Source organism: Actinomadura napierensis (assembly GCF_039529375.1).
Classification (GTDB): domain Bacteria; phylum Actinomycetota; class Actinomycetes; order Streptosporangiales; family Streptosporangiaceae; genus Spirillospora; species Spirillospora napierensis.
Window position 1 is genome coordinate 1 of sequence record NZ_BAAAMR010000010.1, and the last position, 19,663, is coordinate 19,663.

20 protein-coding genes and 3 pseudogenes are annotated in these 19,663 nt (G+C 68.1%); 9 read left to right on the forward strand and 14 right to left on the reverse strand.

The annotated features are described in order from the left end of the window. Positions 1 to 42 precede the first annotated feature (42 nt). Genes ABD296_RS08180 through ABD296_RS08195 form a run of 3 tightly spaced genes read right to left on the reverse strand, consistent with a single transcriptional unit; the run spans position 43 to position 1,908 of the window. Positions 43 to 954: a transposase gene (locus tag ABD296_RS08180; RefSeq protein ID WP_407061450.1), complete on the reverse strand. Its 912-nt coding sequence runs from the start codon at positions 952 to 954 to the stop codon at positions 43 to 45. After that, positions 954 to 1,304, reverse strand: coding sequence for a transposase (locus ABD296_RS08190; protein ID WP_344263212.1), 351 nt, complete (start codon positions 1,302 to 1,304; stop codon positions 954 to 956). Before ABD296_RS08190 ends, ABD296_RS08180 begins: the two co-directional genes overlap by 1 nt. Further along, positions 1,258 to 1,908, reverse strand: coding sequence for a TetR/AcrR family transcriptional regulator (locus tag ABD296_RS08195; protein ID WP_344263214.1), 651 nt, complete (start codon positions 1,906 to 1,908; stop codon positions 1,258 to 1,260). The genes ABD296_RS08190 and ABD296_RS08195 overlap by 47 nt, the downstream gene beginning before the upstream one ends. 165 nt (positions 1,909 to 2,073) lie before the next feature. On the opposite strand from ABD296_RS08195, the gene ABD296_RS08200 reads away from it, so the two are divergent. The 3 genes from ABD296_RS08200 (at position 2,074) to ABD296_RS08210 (ending at position 4,431) form a co-directional block, all read left to right on the forward strand. Continuing rightward, positions 2,074 to 2,643, forward strand: coding sequence for a hypothetical protein (locus ABD296_RS08200; protein ID WP_344263216.1), 570 nt, complete (start codon positions 2,074 to 2,076; stop codon positions 2,641 to 2,643). A gap of 183 nt (positions 2,644 to 2,826) precedes the next feature. Then, a complete protein-coding gene (locus ABD296_RS08205) occupies positions 2,827 to 3,429 on the forward strand; it encodes a TetR/AcrR family transcriptional regulator (protein ID WP_344263217.1) in 603 nt (200 codons plus the stop codon). A 144-nt stretch (positions 3,430 to 3,573) separates the two neighbouring features. Further along, positions 3,574 to 4,431 (forward strand): NmrA family NAD(P)-binding protein, encoded by an 858-nt coding sequence (locus ABD296_RS08210; RefSeq protein WP_344263452.1) that lies wholly within the window; start codon positions 3,574 to 3,576, stop codon positions 4,429 to 4,431. Between the two features lie 382 nt (positions 4,432 to 4,813). On the opposite strand, the gene ABD296_RS08215 is transcribed toward ABD296_RS08210, so the two are convergent. Continuing rightward, positions 4,814 to 5,842, reverse strand: coding sequence for an aldo/keto reductase (locus ABD296_RS08215; RefSeq protein ID WP_344263220.1), 1,029 nt, complete (start codon positions 5,840 to 5,842; stop codon positions 4,814 to 4,816). Between the two features lie 113 nt (positions 5,843 to 5,955). On the opposite strand from ABD296_RS08215, the gene ABD296_RS08220 reads away from it, so the two are divergent. After that, on the forward strand, positions 5,956 to 6,567 hold the full coding sequence (locus ABD296_RS08220) for a TetR/AcrR family transcriptional regulator (protein ID WP_344263222.1): 612 nt from the start codon (positions 5,956 to 5,958) through the stop codon (positions 6,565 to 6,567). Between the two features lie 236 nt (positions 6,568 to 6,803). Continuing rightward, positions 6,804 to 7,001, forward strand: coding sequence for a three-helix bundle dimerization domain-containing protein (locus ABD296_RS08225; protein WP_344263225.1), 198 nt, complete (start codon positions 6,804 to 6,806; stop codon positions 6,999 to 7,001). A gap of 313 nt (positions 7,002 to 7,314) precedes the next feature. Here the strand turns inward: ABD296_RS08225 and ABD296_RS08230 are convergent, their stop codons facing one another. The 3 genes and pseudogenes from ABD296_RS08230 to ABD296_RS08240 all read right to left on the reverse strand — a co-directional run bounded on the left by ABD296_RS08230 (position 7,315) and on the right by ABD296_RS08240 (position 9,570). Further along, positions 7,315 to 7,824 carry a hypothetical protein gene (locus ABD296_RS08230; protein WP_344263227.1) on the reverse strand — a complete coding sequence of 170 codons (510 nt, stop codon included), beginning with the start codon at positions 7,822 to 7,824 and terminating at the stop codon, positions 7,315 to 7,317. 459 nt (positions 7,825 to 8,283) lie between these two features. Beyond that, positions 8,284 to 8,882: pseudogene (locus ABD296_RS50820) on the reverse strand (helix-turn-helix domain-containing protein); the annotation flags it as partial. Positions 8,883 to 8,970: 88 nt separating this feature from the next. After that, positions 8,971 to 9,570, reverse strand: a complete 600-nt coding sequence (locus tag ABD296_RS08240; RefSeq protein WP_344263232.1) for a PH domain-containing protein — start codon at positions 9,568 to 9,570, stop codon at positions 8,971 to 8,973. A gap of 934 nt (positions 9,571 to 10,504) precedes the next feature. On the opposite strand from ABD296_RS08240, the gene ABD296_RS08245 reads away from it, so the two are divergent. Further along, entirely contained in the window at positions 10,505 to 11,011 is a 507-nt protein-coding gene (locus tag ABD296_RS08245; RefSeq protein ID WP_344263235.1) for an acyl-CoA thioesterase/BAAT N-terminal domain-containing protein, read from the forward strand. Positions 11,012 to 11,022: 11 nt separating this feature from the next. Beyond that, positions 11,023 to 11,784, forward strand: a complete 762-nt coding sequence (locus ABD296_RS08250; protein WP_344263239.1) for an alpha/beta hydrolase family protein — start codon at positions 11,023 to 11,025, stop codon at positions 11,782 to 11,784. Positions 11,785 to 11,989: 205 nt separating this feature from the next. Here ABD296_RS08250 and ABD296_RS08255 read toward each other — a convergent pair whose 3' ends face one another. The 3 genes and pseudogenes from ABD296_RS08255 to ABD296_RS08265 form a co-directional block, all read right to left on the reverse strand. Continuing rightward, positions 11,990 to 12,403 (reverse strand): VOC family protein, encoded by a 414-nt coding sequence (locus tag ABD296_RS08255; protein WP_344263242.1) that lies wholly within the window; start codon positions 12,401 to 12,403, stop codon positions 11,990 to 11,992. A gap of 5 nt (positions 12,404 to 12,408) precedes the next feature. After that, positions 12,409 to 12,993, reverse strand: coding sequence for a dihydrofolate reductase family protein (locus ABD296_RS08260; protein ID WP_344263245.1), 585 nt, complete (start codon positions 12,991 to 12,993; stop codon positions 12,409 to 12,411). A 176-nt stretch (positions 12,994 to 13,169) separates the two neighbouring features. Beyond that, positions 13,170 to 13,434, reverse strand: a pseudogene (locus tag ABD296_RS08265) (IS256 family transposase); the annotation flags it as partial. Between ABD296_RS08265 and ABD296_RS08270 the strand changes: the two are divergent. Next, positions 13,402 to 13,905, forward strand: a complete 504-nt coding sequence (locus tag ABD296_RS08270) for a hypothetical protein (protein WP_344263458.1) — start codon at positions 13,402 to 13,404, stop codon at positions 13,903 to 13,905. The pseudogene ABD296_RS08265 and the gene ABD296_RS08270 sit on opposite strands and share 33 nt — an antisense overlap. 584 nt (positions 13,906 to 14,489) lie before the next feature. Then, entirely contained in the window at positions 14,490 to 15,734 is a 1,245-nt protein-coding gene (locus tag ABD296_RS08275) for a PP2C family protein-serine/threonine phosphatase (RefSeq protein ID WP_344263247.1), read from the forward strand. 158 nt (positions 15,735 to 15,892) lie between these two features. On the opposite strand, the gene ABD296_RS08280 is transcribed toward ABD296_RS08275, so the two are convergent. From ABD296_RS08280 to ABD296_RS08290, 4 genes and pseudogenes are all read right to left on the reverse strand, one after another. After that, positions 15,893 to 16,339, reverse strand: a complete 447-nt coding sequence (locus tag ABD296_RS08280) for a response regulator (protein WP_344263249.1) — start codon at positions 16,337 to 16,339, stop codon at positions 15,893 to 15,895. Further along, on the reverse strand, positions 16,336 to 16,689 hold the full coding sequence (locus ABD296_RS50525) for a sensor histidine kinase (RefSeq protein ID WP_407061451.1): 354 nt from the start codon (positions 16,687 to 16,689) through the stop codon (positions 16,336 to 16,338). Before ABD296_RS50525 ends, ABD296_RS08280 begins: the two co-directional genes overlap by 4 nt. Before the next feature lie 337 nt (positions 16,690 to 17,026). After that, positions 17,027 to 18,145, reverse strand: a pseudogene (locus ABD296_RS08285) (sensor histidine kinase); the annotation flags it as partial. Next, complete coding sequence (locus ABD296_RS08290) at positions 18,130 to 19,383, reverse strand: PP2C family protein-serine/threonine phosphatase (RefSeq protein WP_344263253.1); 1,254 nt, start codon at positions 19,381 to 19,383, stop codon at positions 18,130 to 18,132. The gene ABD296_RS08290 and the pseudogene ABD296_RS08285, both read right to left, overlap by 16 nt. Positions 19,384 to 19,663 lie beyond the last annotated feature (280 nt).

Sequence of the window (19,663 nt, forward strand, 5' to 3'; positions counted from 1 at the left end):
GGCGGCACGAGACACGTCCTTCCCCGTTGGCCCACGGCCAACTCAGGTCACGTGGCCGTGAAACGGGGGGAAGCTCAACAGCTCGTCCACGCTGGTGGCGGTGGCGTACTTGCGAGCGGTGCGGAAGGCCAGGCCGAGCTCGCGGCTGATGGCGTTCAGCGATGCGCCAGTGTTCCGCAGCGCCTGCACTTGGGCGTAGAGCTCCTGGGTCCGTGCCACCATCGGCCGTTCGTTGCCGTAGGAGTCCAGAGTTTTGGGACGCTCGACGGGTTCGACATCGCCGTCGGTCTCGTCCTCGATTGCGGTGTTTGGCCCGTGGGTTTCCTGCAGGCTGGAGCGGTGAGCGCGGACCATATTCTCCAGCGCCTGAGCAAGGTTCTGCCAGAAATGGAATCGATCAGCCACTTGAACAGCATCGGGGGCTCCTGCGCGGGCGCCGTCGGCGTAGTTCCCGGCTCTGTCCCGGCAGATCACCTGCACCCCGGGGTGGTCCTTCAGCCAAGCGGCCAGGTCGTCGGCGGTCCGGCCATCCAGCAGGTCGATCGCAGTACACCTTTCCCTCACGGGTGGGGTGCTCGGTGATGTCGGTGACCCACAGCTGGTCAGGGCCGTGCGGGTGAACTGGCGGTCGACCAGGTCGCTGGCGATCAGGTCTGGCTTGGCGCGGCGCCATTTGGGCCGGCCGGTGACGCCCTGCAGGCTCGAGCGGCGCATCAGCAACTCGGCCTGGCCATGGCTGACACAAATACCGCAGCCGAGGGTCAGCTCGGCGTGGATACACCGGGCACCGTAGATGCTGCGGGAGGCCTGGTGCAGCTCAGTGATGACGTCGGTCAGCCAGGCATGCCGAATCATGCGCGCCGAGGGAGGACGTGTCAGCCAGGCGTAATAGCCCGACACCGACACATCCAGCACCCGGCAGGCCACCTCCACCGGGATATCCTCGCCAGCCATCACCGCGATGGCCTGGAACCTCCTTTTGGGGGCACCACCTCTCGCACCAACTCGATCGCCCGCCGTGTCGCCGCCAGCTCGGTCTCCAACTCGGCGATCCGGGCCTTGGCCGCGGCAAGTTCGGCCTTCTCACCATTGGTCAGCCCCGGCTCAAGGCCACGATCGATGCGGTCCTGCCGCCGCCATAGATAGATCGACTGCTCGCTGATCTCCAAGTTCCGGGCCACATCAGCGACCTTGCGGCCACTCGGTCTACTGAGCCGACCACGCCCCACCGCCGACTGCGGCCGGCCCCGCCTCACACTACGGCGAGCCCGGCCCCTGCGCCCCCCGAAGCGGCCGCTCATCATGGGCGTGAGCTGCGTCGAGGGGGCCGGGGCGGTGGAGGTGGGTGAGTGTCAGGCGGGTGAGGTCGTCGGCGAAGTGTTCGTCGATGGGTCCGGAGCCGGAGAGCAGGCGGTACCAGAGGGTGCCGTAGAACGCCTCGACGGCGAGGTCGAGGCCGGCGTCCGGGGATATGTCGCCGCGGTCGGCCGCGCGGTTGAGGAGGGAGAGCATGATGGAGCGCCGGTGGGCGAGGAAGCCGGCGCGGAAGGCCTCGCCGAAGGCCGGATCTCGCTGCGCTTCGGCCATCAGTGTGGTGAGCAGTCGGGCGACCGGACCGCGTGCGCCCAGGACGCTGCGGTGCGCGAACCGGCGCAGGTCCGCCTCCAGATCGCCGGTCTCCTCCAGCGGCGCGATCTGCTCGGCGCCCTCGTTGAGGGTTTCCAGCAGGATCTTCGCCGGTGAGGACCACCAGCGGTAGAGAGTCTGCTTGCTCACGCCGGCGCGGCGTGCGATGCCCTCCATCGTCAGCGCGCAGTGGCCGTCTTCGGTGATCAGTTCGATGGCCGCGCCTACCGCGGCGAGGTGGGCGGTCTGGCTGCGGGGGCGCCCCGGTGTTCGGCTGGCCATGCATCCACATTACTGGACGGTCCGTTTGATAATGTTTCGAGACGGAGAGTCCATGAATAGGGTGGAGGAGCGGGATGGCGGAGATCCGGCAGGAGCGCATCGAGGTCGATGGGATCGGCACCCGCGTCTTGACGAGTGGGCCCCGGGACGGGCGAGGAGGCGGTCGTGCTGGTGCACGGCGCACCCGGCAACGCCGATGTGCAGGTAATCCGGTCAGAGCCAACACACCCGGCTCGCCCTCATCCGCCGGGCGATCACCACAACCGACGCACCTCTCCCGGTGAACACCGCCGCCTGCGTCATGCTGATCTACGCCCAGCCGCTCACCCGGATAGCAGGCTGACCATCGACGATCTCCTCGACCAAGACGGCGAAGTTTTCATCCGGCTCGGAGAACCGCCCAGCCCGGTCCCCGAACCGGTCGCCGCCCTGCTCCATGAACAGGCCGCCAAGCGCTCGAACATGAACACCGCGACCAACTTCGACACCCAATGGCTGTTCCCCGGCCGCCGCGCCGGCCAGCCCCTCAACCCCGGCACCCTGCGCGAACAACTCCGCCAACACGGCTACATGACCGGCAAAGCCCGCCCCGCCGCCCTCCGCCAACTCGTCCTCCAAGCCCCAGCGCCGGTCATCACCCGCTCCCTCGGCTTCCACGACAAGAGCACCACCCGCATCGTCACCGAAGCCGGAGGAACCTGGAACCGCTATGCCCCCGGCGACCACACCAAGTGACCACCAGAGACGTCACCACCACGAATACGTGCAGAACGATTACGCGAGCTCACCAGCACCGGGGCCGTCCTGAGAAGTGAGTGGCTGGTCGCCCCCCGCAGGTGTGCGGCGAAGCCGAGCTTGACCGGCTCCCCCGCCCGGACCTATTTTCTTTACGTACCAGTTCCGTTTCGTAATCGAGGGGTGGGTGCAGGGGCGGGTGAGGGTTCGCCGCCGCGGGGCAGGCCGCGTGACAGCGGCCGGGACGTCGCCATACTCGACGCGACGCTGCGTCTGCTGACCGAAGTCGGGTACGACCAGCTGTCCATCGAGGCGGTCGCGACCCGGGCCGGGGTCGGTAAGCCGACGGTCTACCGGCGCTACGCCGGCAAGGCCGCGCTGGTGGCCGCGGCGGTCGAGCGCCGCGCGGTGGACACCCCACCGGTCACCTGGACAGGTGATCTTCGCGAGGTCTTGCTGGAGCTCGTGCGGTGGCTGGCGCGACAGATCGGTGAACAGGAGGTCGGGCTGCTCGGCGCCCTGTTCGCGGGCATGCGCAGCGACCCGGAGCTCGCTGCGGCCATGCGGCGGATCCTGCGCCGCGATGGGGCGATGATGACCGAGCAGCCGTTTCGCAGCGCGACCGAGAGCGGCGAACACCTGGTGCCCGGAGCGGCCGGGCTGTTCGCCGAGATCGCCCCCGCCGTCATCGTTCACCGGCTCATCTTCGCCGGCGAGCCCTGCGACCAACGATTCCTCGCTCACCTCGTCGACGACATCCTCCTGCCCCTGCTACGGCGCCGGTGAGGCGGCGCATCACCGTCCTCGCCCCCGCGTGGACGGCCGCAGCCCGGGCCGGCCGCCCCTCGCCTTCGGCACACGTCCTGGCGGCCACCGAACGCTTCGGCGCCCGACCACGCGGTCCAGCGCGAAACATCGAAAGGCATGGTCATGATCGTCATCACCGGTGCGACCGGCGCCCTCAACGGCGCCACCGTCGAGCACCTGCTCAAGCGCATCCCCGCAGAGCAGATCGGCGTCAGCGTGCGCGACGTCGCCAAAGCACAGCACTTCGCCGACCGGGGCGTGCGCGTGCGGCGTGGCACCTACGACGACCCGGCCGCGTTGCGTGAGTCGTTCGAGGGCGCCGACCAAGTGCTGCTGGTGTCCCAGAACGACCCCCACGGCGACGGAGTCGGCCTGCACCGCACGGCGATCGAGGCCGCGGTCGCGGCGGGCGCCCGGCGCATCCTGTACACCGGTCACCAGAACGTGCGCAGCGACAGTCCGTTCGCCCCGGCGCGTGAACACGCCGCCAGCGAGGCGCTGCTCGCGGACTCGGGAACCGCCTGGACCTCGCTGCGCAACGGCTTCTACGCCCACAGCCTCGACTGGCTGCTCGGCCCCTGGCGGCAGACCGGAGTCATCGCCGCGCCGGCGGACGGCCCCGTCTCGTGGACGGACCGCGCCGACGAGGCCGAGGCCGCCGCGATCATCCTCGCCGGGCAGCGCCCGTTCGACGGCCCCGTCACGCTCACCGCCCGCCGCGCCGTCACCTTCGACGACATCGCCACGATCGCCACGCAGATCACCGGCCGCGACATCAGGCGAGTCGTCGTGGACGACGAGCAGTGGATCGCCGACCATGTCGCGGCCGGCATGCCGGAATCCATGGCCCGCTTGCTGCTGCCGTTCTTCGAGGCCGCGCGAAGCGGCCATTTCGCAGAAGCCGACCCGCTCCTGGCCGAACTCCTCGGCCGCGAACCACGCACGGTCGCCGACCTGCTCACCGACCGCATCACCGCCTGAATCAGCGCCGCAGCTCCCGACGCCATCAGCGGACGAACCTCCGCCCTCCGCCACCTCGTTCTCCAAGCCCCAGCCCAGGTCATCGCCCGCATGCTCGGCTACACCGACCAGCAGACCAGACAAGCCTGGCTTCGTTCGTGAGATGGGGCACCGGATGTCTGCGAATTGCGGCACCACTCCGCCCAGTGCCGAATGATCAATGTTCGCGAGGAGCGGCTCCGCCTGTGGTCCTCAGGCGTCCCTGGGCGCGTTCGGCGTGACAACGAACTTCAGTTACCTTGCGTGATGTCGATTCTGCGTTAGACGCACTCTTCTGCCGAATAGGAGAAGCGGCGTGCTGCGGAGGGCGCACGTCGCTCTCGCGAGGCTGATTTGATCGGCCTTACACGGCCGGGCGTTCGGTGTCCGGGCGGCGCCGCAGTGCCGGTGTCGTGACGGCGGGCGGGTTCCACGCCATCTGGAGCTGGCCGATGTCGGTGCCGGGCGGGGCGATCTCGTCGATGCGGTCGAGGATCTCGTCGCTGATCGCGATGTCGGCGCCGGCGAGCAGGTCGTCGAGCTGCTCCATGGTTCGGGGGCCGATGATCGCTGAGGTCACACCGGGGTGGGCGATCACGAACGCCATCGCCATGTGGGTCAGCGACATCCCGGCCTTCTCCGCGAGCGGGATGAGTTGCTCGACGGCATCGAGGCGGCGCTCGTCGCGGAAGTGTTCGAAGAAGGGGCCGCTGCGAGTCAGTTCCGAATGCTGTCCCTTGCGCAGGCGGCCGGTGAGCATCCCTTGCGCCAGCGGACTGAAGACGATGGTTCCCATGCCGTACCGCTGGGTGACGGGCAGGACGTCGCGCTCGATGACCCGGTTCAGGATCGAGTACGGCGGCTGTTCGCAGCGGATCCGCTCGAAGCCGCGGCGCTCGGCGGTCCAGTGCGCCTCCACGATGTCGGTGGCCGGCTGCTTCGAGGTACCGATGGCGCGCACCTTCCCGCTGCGCACGAGATCGGAGAGCGCGGACAGCGTCTCTGCCATGTCGGTCTCGACATCGGGCCGGTGGTACTGGTAAAGGTCGATGTAGTCGGTCTGCAGCCGCCGCAGCGAGCCCTCGACCGCCTTCATGATCCACCGCCGCGAGGCGCCTCGCCGGTTCGGGCCCTCGCCCATCGGGTTGGAGAACTTCGTGGCGAGCACGACATCGTCGCGGCGGCCCTTGAGCGCCTTGGCGACGATCTCTTCGGACTCGCCGAGGGAGTACACGTCGGCGGTGTCGATCAGGTTGATGCCGGCGTCGAGCGCCCGGTGGATGATGCGGATCGCGTCATCGTGGTCAGCATTGGCGATCTTCCCGAAGTTCATGGTGCCGAGGGCATACGGGCTGACCTGGATGCCCGTACGGCCGAGAGTGCGATAGTGCATCGCCGATCTCCTTCTGGCACCTTTCGAGTGCCGTACGCTAATAATCGTGACAACGTCACGGTAAGCATCACAGAACATACGTGACAGGGTCACGTTTAGCAAGGAGGCCTCGTATGCCACGTGCCGATGCGCAGCGGAACGTCGAGGCGCTACTCGCGGCCGCCAAGGAGGAATTCGCGACACGGGGCGTCGACGTGAACGTACGCACCATCGCGGCTCGAGCCGGCGTGACCACCCCGACCCTGTACCGCCACTTCCCGCGGCGGTCGGATCTGATCACCGCGGTGTTCCATCGCGAGGTGGAGGCGTGCGTGGCCCAAGCACCGCAGCTCGCCGCGGCAAACGACCCCGACGAAGCACTCGAACTGTGGATCCAGTACTACGCCCGGTTCATCATGACCAAACGCGGCCTCGCCGCCGCGTTGCACATGGGTGACCGCGCGTTCGAGGCCCTGCCCTCCTACTTCGAACAGGAACTCGGCCCAGTCCTCCAGGCACTGCTCGACGCCGCTGTCGCCACCGGCGCCATCCGCGCCGACGTCGAGCCCCTCGACCTGCTGAGCGCAGTCGCCAAACTCTGCATCCCCCCGATCGGGACCAACGACACCGCGCGCGCGAACCGGATGATCGCCCTGCTCATCGACGGCCTGCGGTACGGCGCCGACCCGGGTCCCACCCAGAGAGAACTTGGGCTCTCCTCCTCGCCTCAGGCATCAGTCGAGTGACGACCTGCCTCGCCGCTGACCAACATCCGCATGGCCGCGAGGCGAGCGCTGCCGCACGTCCGGTGGTGTAACTCACCATCAGCTTTCACACTGGCTCACACGCGCACGACCCGAACGGGCATGGCGCCGCAGCGCGCGGTGCCGCAACTCGCGAACATCGATCCGTGCCGAATTTGGACGGTGCCCGAACTCCCGGACAACTGGTGCCGAGACTCGTGAACAAAGCCAGTTGAGCGATGGACACCGAGATCTATGAGAAGGCGGCCATGGAACAGGTCGCCACCCGCCTGCTGGAGATCTACGGTGACCGCCATAACGCACAGGAGATCACCCAAACGGTCGAGGCCGTCCATCACGACTTCGTTGGACGGCCTATCCGCGATTTCGTCCCCATCCTGGTCGAACGCCGCGTCCACGAACGGTTGTCGAGCTGAGCCATGCGCATGCCGACGATCTGGTCGGCGCAGGTCAAACAGCAGCCGAATGCCTCGACGCTTCACAACACTGCGTTCTTTCCTCGCCGAACCCGTTGACGCGGACTCGACTCGGCCACCGCGAACCGCCAGCAGGACGTCTGCGACCCTTCACGTCCGCGGCGGGCGGGTTCTGGAGCTGCTGTCCGGCGGCTCATAGGCCGAGCAACAGCCCGGCTTGGTAGCTGACCCGGTCGGGAGGAGGCAAAGCAACCGGTCTCGCTAAGAACGACCGCCCGGGGCCCCGCGGTTCAGGCGACCGAATTCAGTCACTTTAGGTGTGCGGGGTGCCATGAAAGGTAGCGACCGTCGCCCGCTGAATCCCCATGGCGGAGCCGAGTGCCGTCCAGAACGTCGGAGTGGTCACCGCCGATCTCGGCTCGCTCGCCCCCGTGACGAACTGGCATCCGGTCGCCTGCACCACCACGTCAAGGCTCGTTCTACCGTCGCGGGCGAAACGAATGGCGTAGGTGATGTCCATGTCTGCCGGGCAACTGTAGGGACCCCGACCCGCAGCAGGAAGGCGGCACACCAGCGCGGAGAGTTCCTCGACAAGCGCCGGATCATTGATCTTCACAGTGCTTGGGAAATCAAATCGCACGTTACTTCCGGCTGGTGCGTGCCGAATGACCAGAATCTTGCGGGCGGCGGCGAGATTCCGGCATGGCCGTGCCGATGCCGTCGCGCCGATGGTCGACCGCGACCGCGATTCGGTGTTTCCGCAGCCTGCGAGTGAGGCGGCCAACGCGAGGCACGCCAGGACGACGAGAACACGACCGAACACATTTGGCTCCTTTCACCTGGGGACTTCCGCCGGCGTCGGCCACTCGTCGCTCCGGTGGAACGTTCGCGGAGGCGGAGGCGTGTGCCACCAGAACCCGTGCCGGCGTCCGAAATCGGCCATCTTCCGCCGGCCTACTTCTAGAAGGAGGCGGACCAGGCTCGCGAAAGGCGATACCGAACTCTGTGGCCTGGAGTTTATCACGCACCGTGCAGAATCAAGATCGAGTGTGCAGTCAGTGACACGGATTTCCTGTACGCAAACCGTTGACCCAACGTTCACTTCTCAAGATCGAGCAGATTTGTTAACACTTGTTGCGACGATCAACTCAAGCAGGGAGCAAATCATGCGTCGTCGCCGCACCCATTCCGTCCTTCTCGTATCCGTAACCGCCGCAGCAAGTATCGGCCCACTGCCGGCGACGTCGATCAGTCACGCGAGGGTGTCGTCGTAGCTGGCCCGGGTGGTGGCGGTCACGTGCAGCTCCGGCCGGTCAGGGAACAGTCTGTCCAGAGCGTGGCAGATCCGCTCGGGGCTCCACCGCATCGTCAGATGGTGCTGAATGGAGTCCCGCAGCCCTGGACTCTGACCGATCTTGCCGGCTTGGGTCGGTGCGGCGTTGGGTGGCGTGCGGCCGGTAGTACCAACTGCCATCGGGAAGAACAGTGCGGTCACAGTGCGGCTGCGGTGGACCTCCCGGCTGACCGTGGACAGGCTGCGGCCCAACTCGACCGCTATGGCCCGGATCGATGCCTTCTCCCTCAGGCGGTCGGCGATGTGGATCCGGTCTTTCTCCCGTAGGTACCGGGACGGACGCCCTGGAGTGGCGCCGAAGGCGTGGGCGACGCCTCAGAACGGTCGATTGGCAGGGCGGCAACCGACCCGCCGGACGCGGTGCGCCCGTTGCGCCACCGCTTGCCCGTCCGCATGTTGATGCCCACGATCCGGGCCGCCTCGACATACCTAACACCTGGATCCACAAGCTGAAGGTAGGATCGACAGCCCTCCATCAGGGCACGGTTCCCTCGGTTGACCGAGCGGTCACGGATCTTGAACTCCATCGCAGTCCCGCATCTGGGGTGTTGCGACGGTCACGAGAACTCAGCTCTCTCTTCGAGGGGAACGCGGGCCGTTTCCTCGTGCCTAGGGTCAGATGCGGTCGAGGAGCTCCTTCTTCTTCGCCTCGAACTCCTCGGGCGTCACCACGCCGGCCTCGCGTAGCTTCCCGAGCTTCTCCAGCGCGGCGAACACGTCGTCCTGTGAAGACGACTGGGTGGGTGGCGCCGGAGCCACCGGGGCGGGCGGAGGAGTGATCGGCTGCGGAGCCGGCGGTGCCTGCGTGCCGGGCGCATACCGCGGCCCAGACGCGAGACGCTCCCGGATCGTGTCCGCCATGACCTTCCCGGTCGCCTTCGACATGTTGCCGATCTCGGTCTTGTTCCCGGACGCGAACACCGTGAGGGTCCCGGTCAGCATCCCGGACCGCCATTCGACGGACGAGATCTTGTCGTACGGGAAGTCAGTGGTGCGCTTGTTCGTCCACCCGTCCTTGACGAAGAACAGCCGCCGGTCGGTCATGACGACAAGGCCGGTGCCGCCGCCGTAGTAGCCCGCCGTCATGTGCCGAACCTCCTCGCCCTCCCACAGGTACTCGATCAGCTTCCGGATTTCCCGCTTCGCTCCGACCTTGTTGTCCATGCGGTCCGCGGCGGCCTGGATGTCCGGGCGGAGGGACGGCTGATCAGCCATGGGGAAGCTCCTTAACGTGCCGATGTCCGAGTAGGACGCGCAGTGCTCGGATGGCGTTCACAGATGGCTGGAATGTGCCCCGAGAAGCCGCCACGATAACGACGGCCCGCCCCCTCTTCGTCTGGGGAGCGGGGCCGTCTCGGCGGGCGTTCGGTCACCGGTGCGGCCGACTGCTGGACGACGTCCGCCAGCGGCTGCTCGACGAGCCGTCCAGCGGGTCCGGGACGCCCTGCGTCGCCGCTGCTGCCGGTGCATCGTCTTGATGTTCTTCTCCGCGTACTTTCCCGCAACGACCGGGACTGTCGAGAACAACGTGATGGGGACGACGCAGAGTGTGGCGAGGACGGCGGCGCCCATCTCCCAGAGGATCCCGGCCGCAGTGAGCGTGGAGACCCCGACGGACGCCCACACGGCACGTGACCACACCCAGCCCGCGGACCGGGTGTGGCTCTTCACGCGGGTGCCGTACTTACGGACGTAACTTGTCACGCGACGTGGCCGCCTCTCGGGCGTGATCTTCCTGAACGGGTTACCTTCTGCGGATCGAGCTAGATCCCTAACCCCCGCACCGTGCGGAGGTCATTAACCGTCGTGAGCTGCGGAAAGTTGGGGCAGTTAGGTGGGCACGGCAGTGAGTTCCTAGCTCCGCAGGCGGCCCCAGGACGCGTTTTCGGGACCGCCCACGCGGGTCACTAACCCTCGTCGTCGAGATCCTTTCAGCGGCGCCGTCGAGAGCACCGTCAACAAGATCAAAACCTGAAACGGCAGATGTTCCGCCGCGCCAACCTCGACCTTCTACGGGCCCGGGTCCTCCACTACCGCTGATCCGGACACCACGCCTAGTCACCTCGATCATCGATAGTGGTCAGAGCCACTTCTGCGCGCGTGGCAAGAGGGTTGGAGTAAGCAGCCCGGCGGCGATTGACTCGAAGGCATGCTGAGAATCGGATCGTTAGTGCTGGGCGTGTCGGGTCTGCGGTGTGCGGCGGCGTTCTGGCCCCGGACTCTCGCGGCCTTAATTTTGGTGTCGGTCGGTGCGCTGAGCGGATGCGGCGGCCATCAGCATGGATTCCATGCCGTCATCAGCGTGGATGCCCCCACCGCGTTGGTCGACCAGCCTGTCCATATCAAGGTGACCGGTCTCCCGCCCGGCAGCAAGGTCACGGTCAGCGCCGAGGCGGCCGACTTCCGTCGGCAGAGCTGGCACGGCCAGGTCACCTTCGAGACCGACGCGCACGGCATCGTCGACCTTGACCGGGCCGTCCCGATCTCGGGTACTTACCACAGGGCAGACGGCATGGGCCTGTTCTGGTCGATGGAGCCCCCACCGGACACCGCAACGAGGAGCGCTTTCTCCCGCGCCTTCCCCCCGACCAGACCGGCTACACGGTCCAGATCAGCGCTGCCGTCGGCAAGCACCAGGTCGCGCAACAAGCCCTGACCCGCCAATGGATGACCACCGGCGTGACCCACAAGACGTTCACGCCCGGTGCCGACAAGATCTCCGGCGAGTTCTTCGCGCCGCCCCTGGGAAAGCGCAAGCCGGCGGTGCTGCTGTTCGGTGGGTCCGAAGGCGGCAACAGCGACGTCTATGACGCCGCGCTTCTGGCCTCCCACGGTTATCCCGCCCTCAGCCTGGCCTATTTCGGCGCTACCGGGCTGCCCTCCGCCCTGCACGACATACCTCTGGAGTACTTCGCCCGCGCCGCCCGCCTGCTGGCTGCCCAGCCGGGCGTCGACCCCGACCACGTGGCTGTCCAGGGCTGTTCACGGGGGACCGAAGCCGCCTTGCTCCTGGCGCAGCATTACCCCGACGTCGTCCACGGCGTTGTCGTCTACTTGCCTTCGGCCACGGTCAATCCTGGGTTCCCCGACATGCGGGTCAATGCCTGGACCGACAATGGCCGGCCCGTCGCCGCCTGGACGATCCCGCTCGACCATCTCAGTGGCCCGCTCCTGGCGCTCGCGGGTGCGCAGGACCGGATCTGGTCGTCCGCGGCCTCCGCTCATCTGATCACGACCGAGCTTGACCGGAGCCGCTTCCCCCACCACGCATTGATCTACCCCGCAGCAGGCCACGGGGTCGGGACCTTCCCCTACCTGGCGGCCGGCGGCACCGCCTCCGACGAGGGCGGCAGCGAAGCCGGCGACGCCCTGGCCAAGGAACAGGGCTGGCCCAAGGTGCTGGCCTTCCTGGCCAACATCGCACACTGACCGAAGGACACGGGACCCACAGCCGCGTGTACGTCAAGGTGATCCGCCTGATGCGCAAATAAGATCAGATTTCTGAAACGGCAGATGTTCGGCCGCGTCAACTTCGACCTCTACGGGCCCGGGTGAGTAATCGTCAAGACCTGTGAATGGGGTGGGATGTCGCCTCGCGTTGTGCCGCGGTCGAGCCGAGGGGGAGCTGGCTGCCTCAGGCGAAGTCTGCTGCGGTGATGCCGTGGGGATGTCCGGGTGGCCACTGCACCAACTCGATCCGGTAGCCATCCGGGTCCGTCAGCCACGAGGTCTTCGGGCCGTGCGGGCCGCCCGGGTACTGGACGGGTTCGGGCCCCAGGCCGGCTTCGGTCAGCGTCTTCAGGGTGGTGGCGAGCGTTTCCACCTGGATCGCGAGGTGGTCGAAACCGCTGCCCACCTCGACCGGTCCGTCGCCGGGGCGGCGGACCAGTTCGAGCGAGGCCGCCGGTTCGTCAGGGAACTTGAGGATCACCAGGCGCGCCCCGTCGCCGATCTCGACCCTGCCCAGTTCGGCGTAGCCCAAGGCGGTGTAGAAACCGAGCGAGCGGTCCAGGTCGGTGACGCGGTAGGAGACAAACAGCGTCTTCACGCGGTTCAACCTTCTTCCTTGGTTCGGTGCACCCGGTAGCGGAGGTGCGTGACGTCTCGGTCCTCGAGCCGTCGGATGAGGTCGAGTTCGATGTGGTCACTGCCCAGGTGGTCGAACAGCCGTCGGCCGTCCCCGAGGAGGACCGGAACCAGGTGGATCTCCATCTCGTCGAGCTGCCCGGCTCGCAGAAGTGCTTGGGCCGCCCCCGCCCCATGGACCATGACCGGCCGGTCCCCCGCGGCTGCACGAGCCTGACGGGCGCAGTCCTCGGCATCGGTGACGAAACGCGCGTGGCCGGGTGGCACGTCCCCGTCCTCCACCTGGTGGGTGAGGACGAAGATCGGCACGCCGTCGTGGTGGTCGCCCTGCCAGCGCCCGGCGAGTTCGAAGGTCCGACGGCCGGAGATCACCGCGCCGGTTGCCAGCGCTTCGCGGTAGACCTGGCCGCTGCGACCGTCGGACTCCCGGTCGTCGAGCCAGTTGAAGAGCCGTCCGCCGTCGCGTCCGAGCTCTTGCCCTGGCCGGTCATCCGGGCCGGCGATATAGCCGTCGAGCGACATCGACATGTACAGCCGAATCGGGTTGTTCATCCTGGTCTCCATCTTTCCTGCATGACACCGGAGCCGGCGTGTTCTGATCCGCCGACGGGCGAGAAGATCACAAGGAAGACTTCAGGCAACCGGCAAACTCATCGGCCTGACGCGCCGACCCTGCTGCCGGGCTGAGGGGGCAGGGGGGCATGGCCCTGCGGATCAGTTGCGGTCGTTCAGGCCGCGTGGCTCGCGGAGCGTTCGACGAGGCGACCGCGCTCGAAGCGGCTCCGGCACGGACCAGGGCGAGGAGGTGGATTGCGTTCACGGTCCGCCACCGCTGCTGGGCGGACTCGACGAGCTTGAAGATCACGGCCAGAGCGGCGGCCGCGCTGCCGGCGCCCCGGGTGACTTTGGTCCGCAGCCGGACGGCGCGAAAGTCGACTCAATCGGGTTCGTGGTGCGCGAGTGCATCCAGTGCTCGGCGGGGAAGCGGCCGAACGCACCGTCCGCCACATCACCGCAGGGTTCCACCCGTCCCGGACACGCACGCTGTACGAGCCCGCCCCCTTCACGGTCGGCGGGTGGGTCACCGTCACCACCGACGACGAGACGTTGACCGGCCAGATGGCCGCCGACAACGTGGTGATCTGGATGCGCGACGACGGGACGACCACGTGCGAGGCGGTCAAGCACTACTCGCGCCGCAGCCACGAGCGCTGGTACATCCGCCGCCGCGTCGATGAGGAAGGCGCAGGACCCAACGGCGACCACGAGGCGGCCTGGAAGGCATGGGAGTTGCGGCTTGCCGCCGCTCCCCCGACGACGAGCCTGTTCTTCCCTGCGCCCCCGATCCCGATGAGGCCGCCCCGGTACCGGACGAGCCTGCATCGGTCCCCTCCGCGCCGATCATCTTCGAGCTGCCTGACCCGTTCGAGTGGCGCTGGCCCGATTTCGACAGCGCGATCCTGACGCTGCCCGATTGAGAAGCGCGTGCGCCCGCAGCGGGGGCCACTGACGTGCTCGCGTCTGCGATCCCGAGTTCGCCCCGGCGCGTCGGCAGAGCCGGATCAGGCCAAGAGTTCCCATTAGTTCCAGGCTTGGCGTTTCTGCAGGTATGTTCAAGGCGACCTGCAGGTCAGCGTAATCGTGATGCAGGGAATCATATCGGCGGCCGACAACCGCTCCGCGGCCGTGGCCAGGGTGCTGTCGGCACCGGCGCCAAACCTGGTAGAGGAGCCGCCGCCCATGCAGCGTCAAAGAGGGACCGGCCTGGCGCCGACCATCGGGGCGTACCGGCTCAAGCAGCTCTGCCGGGCGCTGCCCATTGGGCGAGCCGACTCAGTCTCGGAAACCGGGGATGGAGTGTCCTGGCCGGCCAGGACGAACACCTCCGCCGACAGCCCGCACGTTGCCGCTTGCGATCCAGCCGCCGAAGTTCATCAAGACCGCCGCCCTTGCTGTCGTTCGCCGCGTGCGGGGCAGGCTGGGGTGCTGTTGGGCCGCGGTATCGAGTTCTCACCAGGTCCGGCCGACGTGACACCGGATTGCCGCCGATGACGCGCGCGTCGCGGCTCCAACAGGTGGAGGACTGTCTGCGCCGCACACCCGCGCACTCTCTGCCCGAGGCCGTGGACGAGGTGCTCAGGAGGTGCCTGCCCGCGGTCTCCGCCGTCCGGCTCCTGCTCGCGGACTACCACCTCAACGTCCTGGTTCCGCTCGACGGCCAGGACCAGGCGGGCCCCGTGCGAATGGCGGGGACCTTGGTCGGACGCGCATTCGTGTCCCGCACGCCCACCCTCAATCCCATCGCCGGCGTGAACGCCGCCCCCGATGAGTGTGAGGTCAGTGTGCCGATCACCGCCCGCGGGGAGAGGTTGGGCGTGCTCGCGGTGACCGTCGGTGGCCGCCAGCCCGAAGCCTTCCTCCCCGACCTGATCGAGATAGCGGAGATCACCGGCTGCGCCCTGAAGGTCGCCTGGAACCACACCGACCGCTACGAGCGGGTCCGCCGCCTGCGCCGCCTCACCCTCGCCGCCGAGATCCAGTGGCAACTCCTGCCCGGGCATGGCTGCGCGGGCGAGGAGTTCAGCCTGGCCGGACACCTGGAGCCTGCCTACTCGATCGGCGGGGACAACTTCGACTGGTCGACCGAGCGCGACCACTTGGCGCTGACCGTCACCAACGGGTCCGGGGCGGGCATCCAGGCGGCGCTGCTGACCTCACTCGCCGTCGGCGCGCTGCGCAACGCCCGCCGTTCGGGCGCCGACGTCGCCGAGCAGGCCGCTCTCTCCAGTGACCTGGTCTACGCCCGCTACCGCGGCGCGGAGTTCACCGAAACCCTGGTTCTGAGGGTGAACCTGGCCGACGGTGTCGTCTCCGCCGTCGACGCCGGATCGCCCCGCATCTTGCTGATGCGCGGCGCGACGATGATCCCGATCGAACTCGAACATCAGATGCCGCTGGGGATGTTCGCCGACACCCGGTACCAGATCCAGCAGTTCAAGATCGAGGCCGGTGACCGCCTGATCATCGTGAGCGACGGACTCTACACCGCACCCACCGCGTCCGGCGGCGCCTTCGGGACCACGGCGCTGGAGCGCGTCGCCAGGCAGAGCCGCATGCTGGACGCTGCCGAGGTGCCCCTGGCGGTCATCGCCGAACTCATGGAGCATCTCGGCGGGCAGGACCTCGCCGACGACGCGGTGGCGCTGTGCCTGGACTGGAAGCAGTCGGCCACCGACAGCTCCTCACCAGCGCACCCAGCGGAAACTCAGAAGTCTTCGGAGGCGCGGGGCTGAGCTTCGCCGGGCAGCGGAACCTGCTGCGGCGCGGGCCTTCGTTCCTCAAGAGCCGCAGCGGGGTCGGTCATGCCGCCGAAGCTGCCGTAAGGACAGGGTGGGGCCACGGTCGCCTGGTTGTCTTCGCTCGTCATCCGGGTCATGGGGAGTGTGTGATGTCAGCGCCGGGCGGGGAGCCGGACGACGGTGACGAAGAAGTCATCGATCTGCCGGATGGCGTTGATGAACTGGTCGAAGTCGACGGGCTTGGTGACGTAGGCGTTGGCGTGCAGCGAGTAGCTGCGCAGGATGTCCTCCTCGGCGGCGGAGGTGGTCAGCACCACCACGGGGATGGCCGCGAGGTCGGGCTCGGACTTGATCTCCTGGAGGACCTCGCGGCCGTCGCGCTTAGGCAGGTTGAGGTCCAGCAGCACCAGGTCCGGGCGCGGCGCCTCGGCGTGCTCACCGCGGCGGTACAGAAAGTCCAGAGCCTCGGCGCCGTCGCGGACGACGTGCAGGGTGTTGCCGACCTTGTTTTCCTCGAACGCCTCGCGGGTCATCAGTTCGTCGCCGGGGTCGTCCTCGACCAGCAGGACGGTAATGGGTTGGATGGCGGTGTCGGTCACGAACTGGCTCCCTGCAGGTCAGTAGAGGACGAGGCGGTACCGGAGGTACCGGTGCCGGGTGGTGCGGACGGGTCATCCGGGCGGCCGGCGATGGCCTCCTCAGTAGCTTCGTCAGTCTCTGTCGGGTCGGTGTCGGTCGGGTCGGTGTCGGTCGGGTCGGGGGCGGGGAAGGTGAAGTGGAAGCGGGCGCCGTCGGGGTGCTCGGGGTCGAGCCAGATCCGGCCGCCGTGATACTCGACGATCTTCTTGCACAGGGCTAGACCGATGCCGGTGCCGCTGTAGGCGTCTCGGCCGTGCAGCCGCTGGAAGATGACGAAGATTTTCTCCTGATACTCGGCCGGAATGCCGATCCCGTTGTCGGTGACGGGTCAGATGCCACTGACCGTCCTCCCGCTCGCAGGTGATGCGCACGATCGGGTCGCGGTCGGGGGTGCGGAACTTCACGGCATTGCCGACGAGGTTCTGCCACAGCATCGTCAGCAGTGCGGGATCGCCGGTGACCTGCGGGAGGTCGTCGGGCACCTCGATGCGGGCGCCGGAGGAGGCGAGGGTGTCGTCGAGGTTGGCCATTGCCCGCTCCAGCGGCTCGCGCAAGGTGATTTTCTGCTGCTGCTGGTGCAGGCGTCCGACGCGGGAGAAGGTCAGCAGGTCGTTGATCAGCACCTGCATGCGTTTGGCGCCGTCGACGGCGAACCCGATGTACTGGCGGGCGCGGTCGTCGAGCTGATCGGCGTAGCGGCGTTCCAGCATCTGGCTGAACGAGGCGACCTTGCGGAGCGGTTCCTGCAGGTCGTGGCTGGCGACATAGGCGAACTGCTCCAGTTCGGCGTTGGAACGGCGCAGCTCCACCGTCTGGGCGTCGAGTTCGGCGGTCTGCCGCTGCAGGAGCTGCTCGCGTTCGGTGGTCTGGTCCAGGGCCCGCTTGATCCGGTCACGCATCGCCTCGACGGCACGGGCGACGTCGCGGATGTCCGCCGGGCCGTGCGCGCTGATGACATGGGTGAAGTCGCCGTCAGCGACCCGCCGGGACGCCAGCCGCAGCATCCGCAGCGGCCGCCCCACGGCGTAGTGCAGCAGCACCACCAGCAGCATCCCGACGGTCAGCAACGCCGCGAACAGGGCGGCCAGCGTCCAGTTCCGGGCGGTACGGGTGTCGCGCAGTTCGGCGCGGCCACCGGCGCGCGCCTGCGCCAGGTGCCGGTTCTGCGCCGCCCAGCGGGCGCGGACCGCGTCGAACGCGGGCTTGCCGCGCGCGGCGGTGACCGTCGCGTCCGCTCCGGGACCGTGCTCGGCGACCTGGGAGATGACCACTGTGCCGTAGTCACGGCGCCACGCCCCGATCGCCCGCTGGACGTCCGCCAGGTCCGCCCGGAGTGCGGGCTCGCCGGCCAGCAGGCGCCGGAGCCGCGCCATGGACTGCTGTTCGGTGGCCAGCCCGTCGGTGTAGGGCTGCAGGAACCGCCGGTCGCCGGCCAGGGCGTAGCCGCGCACCCCGGTCTCCTGGTTGAGCGTCGCCATCTGCATCCGGCCCGCCTCGACCTGCGCGGGCGTGATGGTGTCCACCAGCCGGTCGGAGGCCCGGGCCGTATGGCCGAGTTGCCCGTGGACGACCACAGCGGCAGTGACGGTCAGCACGCCGATCAGCACCGCGGCCAGCGTGAACCAGGACCGGACAGTCAGGCCGCGCCGCAGCGGGGCCGGCCGCAGGAGACGCGCCGCGCCTCCTGCGGCCGCGGCGGGATCGGCGGCGTCGGTGGGCTCGTCGGCCGACGCCTGCGGGGGTGAAACGGTCACGTATCGGTCCATCCCAGACGAATGACGGCGACGTCGTCGGCCAGGCCGCCGTGCTCGAGTGAGGCCTGTTCGACGTCGAGGATCAACGCGTCGACGAACTCCTCCGCCGGACGGTCCCGGTGGCGTTGGGCGAGGTGGAGCAGGCCCTCCATGTCCAGGTGGCGCCCGTCCGAGCCTGTCTGCACTTCGAAGAGGCCGTCGGTGAACATCACCAACGACGTTCCGGCCGGTATCTCCAGCTGGTGCTCCTGCCAGGTCTCCATCCCGGGGACCATCCCCACGCCGAGACCGCCGGGCGGTTCCAGCAACCGGACCTGGCCATGGCCGTGCAGCAGGAAACCCGGATGGCCCGCCCGGACCACCCGGGCGATCGGATGGTCCGGGAACAGTGTCACGGTGGTGAGGGTGACGAACATCTCCGTGCCGCCCTGCTCGGCGACGAGCAACTCCTCCAACATCGCGGGAAGCCGCGCCCCGCGCACCCCGGCTAGCACGAACGACCGCCACGCGACCCGCAGGCTCACTCCCAATGCCGCAGCCGCCGGATCGTGTCCGGATACGTCCCCGATGACCGCGTGGACAAGGCCGTCGTCGGTCTCCACCACGTCATAGAAGTCGCCGCCGAGCAGCGAGTGCACCCGGCCCGGCCGGTACCGCGTCACCACCTGCAGGTCCGGGTTGGTGACCCGCGGGCTCGGCAGAAGTCCCCGTTGAAGGCGGGCGTTCTCCTCGGCGCGCAGCTGCTCAGCCTGCAGCGCAGCGACCGCGTGCTGCACCTGCCGGCGCTGGACGGCGTACCGGACGGCTCGCCCAAGGCCCTCGGGCTCCAGCTGCGCCTTGGACAGATAGTCCTGCGCGCCGGCGGCAACCGCGGCCATCCCGGCCTGTGATTCCGCGAGGCCGGTCAGCACGACGACCGCCGTGCCGGGCGCCCACTCCAGCACCTGCCGCAGTACCTGGAGTCCCTGCGCCTCCCCCAGATGGAGGTCCAGCAGCACGCAATCGAGCCTTGGCCCTGCCGTCAGCGGCTCATGCGCCTCGCGGAGGGAGCGCACCCACCGCAGCGACGTCTGCAGCCCGGTCTCGGCAAGAATGTCCTCAACCAGCAGCGCGTCCGCTGGATCGTCCTCCACCAGCAGGATCTCCAGGATCCCCAGGCCAGGCGCGCTGTTCGAAGCGTCGTCGAGGGCGCCGAGCGTACCGGGAGACGGCGGCACGGCTGCCACCGGCATCTCGCGCCACCGCGTCATCAGCTACTCCAACACTCCTGGGGCCACCTCGCCCTGGACGACCATCGATGCGCCGATAATAGTTGCTATCCGACAAATGTATACGGCCGGACCGTTCGGACGCCTAACCCTGGCACCGGTCCGACCTGGAGAAGTTCCCGTCGGACGGTTCTCCACGACCAAGCGAGGACCGCACAGGATCCCGTCGAGCACACCAGCGCCGCCAAGTAGCGGGACCAGGCCCGGCCCCCGCTGCCGAGTTCGTCACGCATAAGACTCTCTGCGCCGGGAACGGTCGACC

What these genes read in the sequence shown, in the direction of transcription:
- ABD296_RS08180 (WP_407061450.1), bottom strand. Translation starts at nt 954, where the DNA reads ATGGCTGGCGAGGATATCCCGGTGGAGGTGGCCTGCCGGGTGCTGGAT.
- ABD296_RS08190 (WP_344263212.1), bottom strand. Translation starts at nt 1,304, where the DNA reads ATGATGAGCGGCCGCTTCGGGGGGCGCAGGGGCCGGGCTCGCCGTAGT.
- ABD296_RS08195 (WP_344263214.1), bottom strand. Translation starts at nt 1,908, where the DNA reads ATGGCCAGCCGAACACCGGGGCGCCCCCGCAGCCAGACCGCCCACCTC.
- ABD296_RS08210 (WP_344263452.1), top strand. Translation starts at nt 3,574, where the DNA reads ATGATCGTCATCACCGGTGCGACCGGCGCCCTCAACGGCGCCACCGTC.
- ABD296_RS08215 (WP_344263220.1), bottom strand. Translation starts at nt 5,842, where the DNA reads ATGCACTATCGCACTCTCGGCCGTACGGGCATCCAGGTCAGCCCGTAT.
- ABD296_RS08220 (WP_344263222.1), top strand. Translation starts at nt 5,956, where the DNA reads ATGCCACGTGCCGATGCGCAGCGGAACGTCGAGGCGCTACTCGCGGCC.
- ABD296_RS08225 (WP_344263225.1), top strand. Translation starts at nt 6,804, where the DNA reads ATGGACACCGAGATCTATGAGAAGGCGGCCATGGAACAGGTCGCCACC.
- ABD296_RS08240 (WP_344263232.1), bottom strand. Translation starts at nt 9,570, where the DNA reads ATGGCTGATCAGCCGTCCCTCCGCCCGGACATCCAGGCCGCCGCGGAC.
- ABD296_RS08245 (WP_344263235.1), top strand. Translation starts at nt 10,505, where the DNA reads ATGCTGAGAATCGGATCGTTAGTGCTGGGCGTGTCGGGTCTGCGGTGT.
- ABD296_RS08250 (WP_344263239.1), top strand. Translation starts at nt 11,023, where the DNA reads ATGACCACCGGCGTGACCCACAAGACGTTCACGCCCGGTGCCGACAAG.
- ABD296_RS08260 (WP_344263245.1), bottom strand. Translation starts at nt 12,993, where the DNA reads ATGAACAACCCGATTCGGCTGTACATGTCGATGTCGCTCGACGGCTAT.
- ABD296_RS08275 (WP_344263247.1), top strand. Translation starts at nt 14,490, where the DNA reads ATGACGCGCGCGTCGCGGCTCCAACAGGTGGAGGACTGTCTGCGCCGC.
- ABD296_RS08290 (WP_344263253.1), bottom strand. Translation starts at nt 19,383, where the DNA reads ATGACGCGGTGGCGCGAGATGCCGGTGGCAGCCGTGCCGCCGTCTCCC.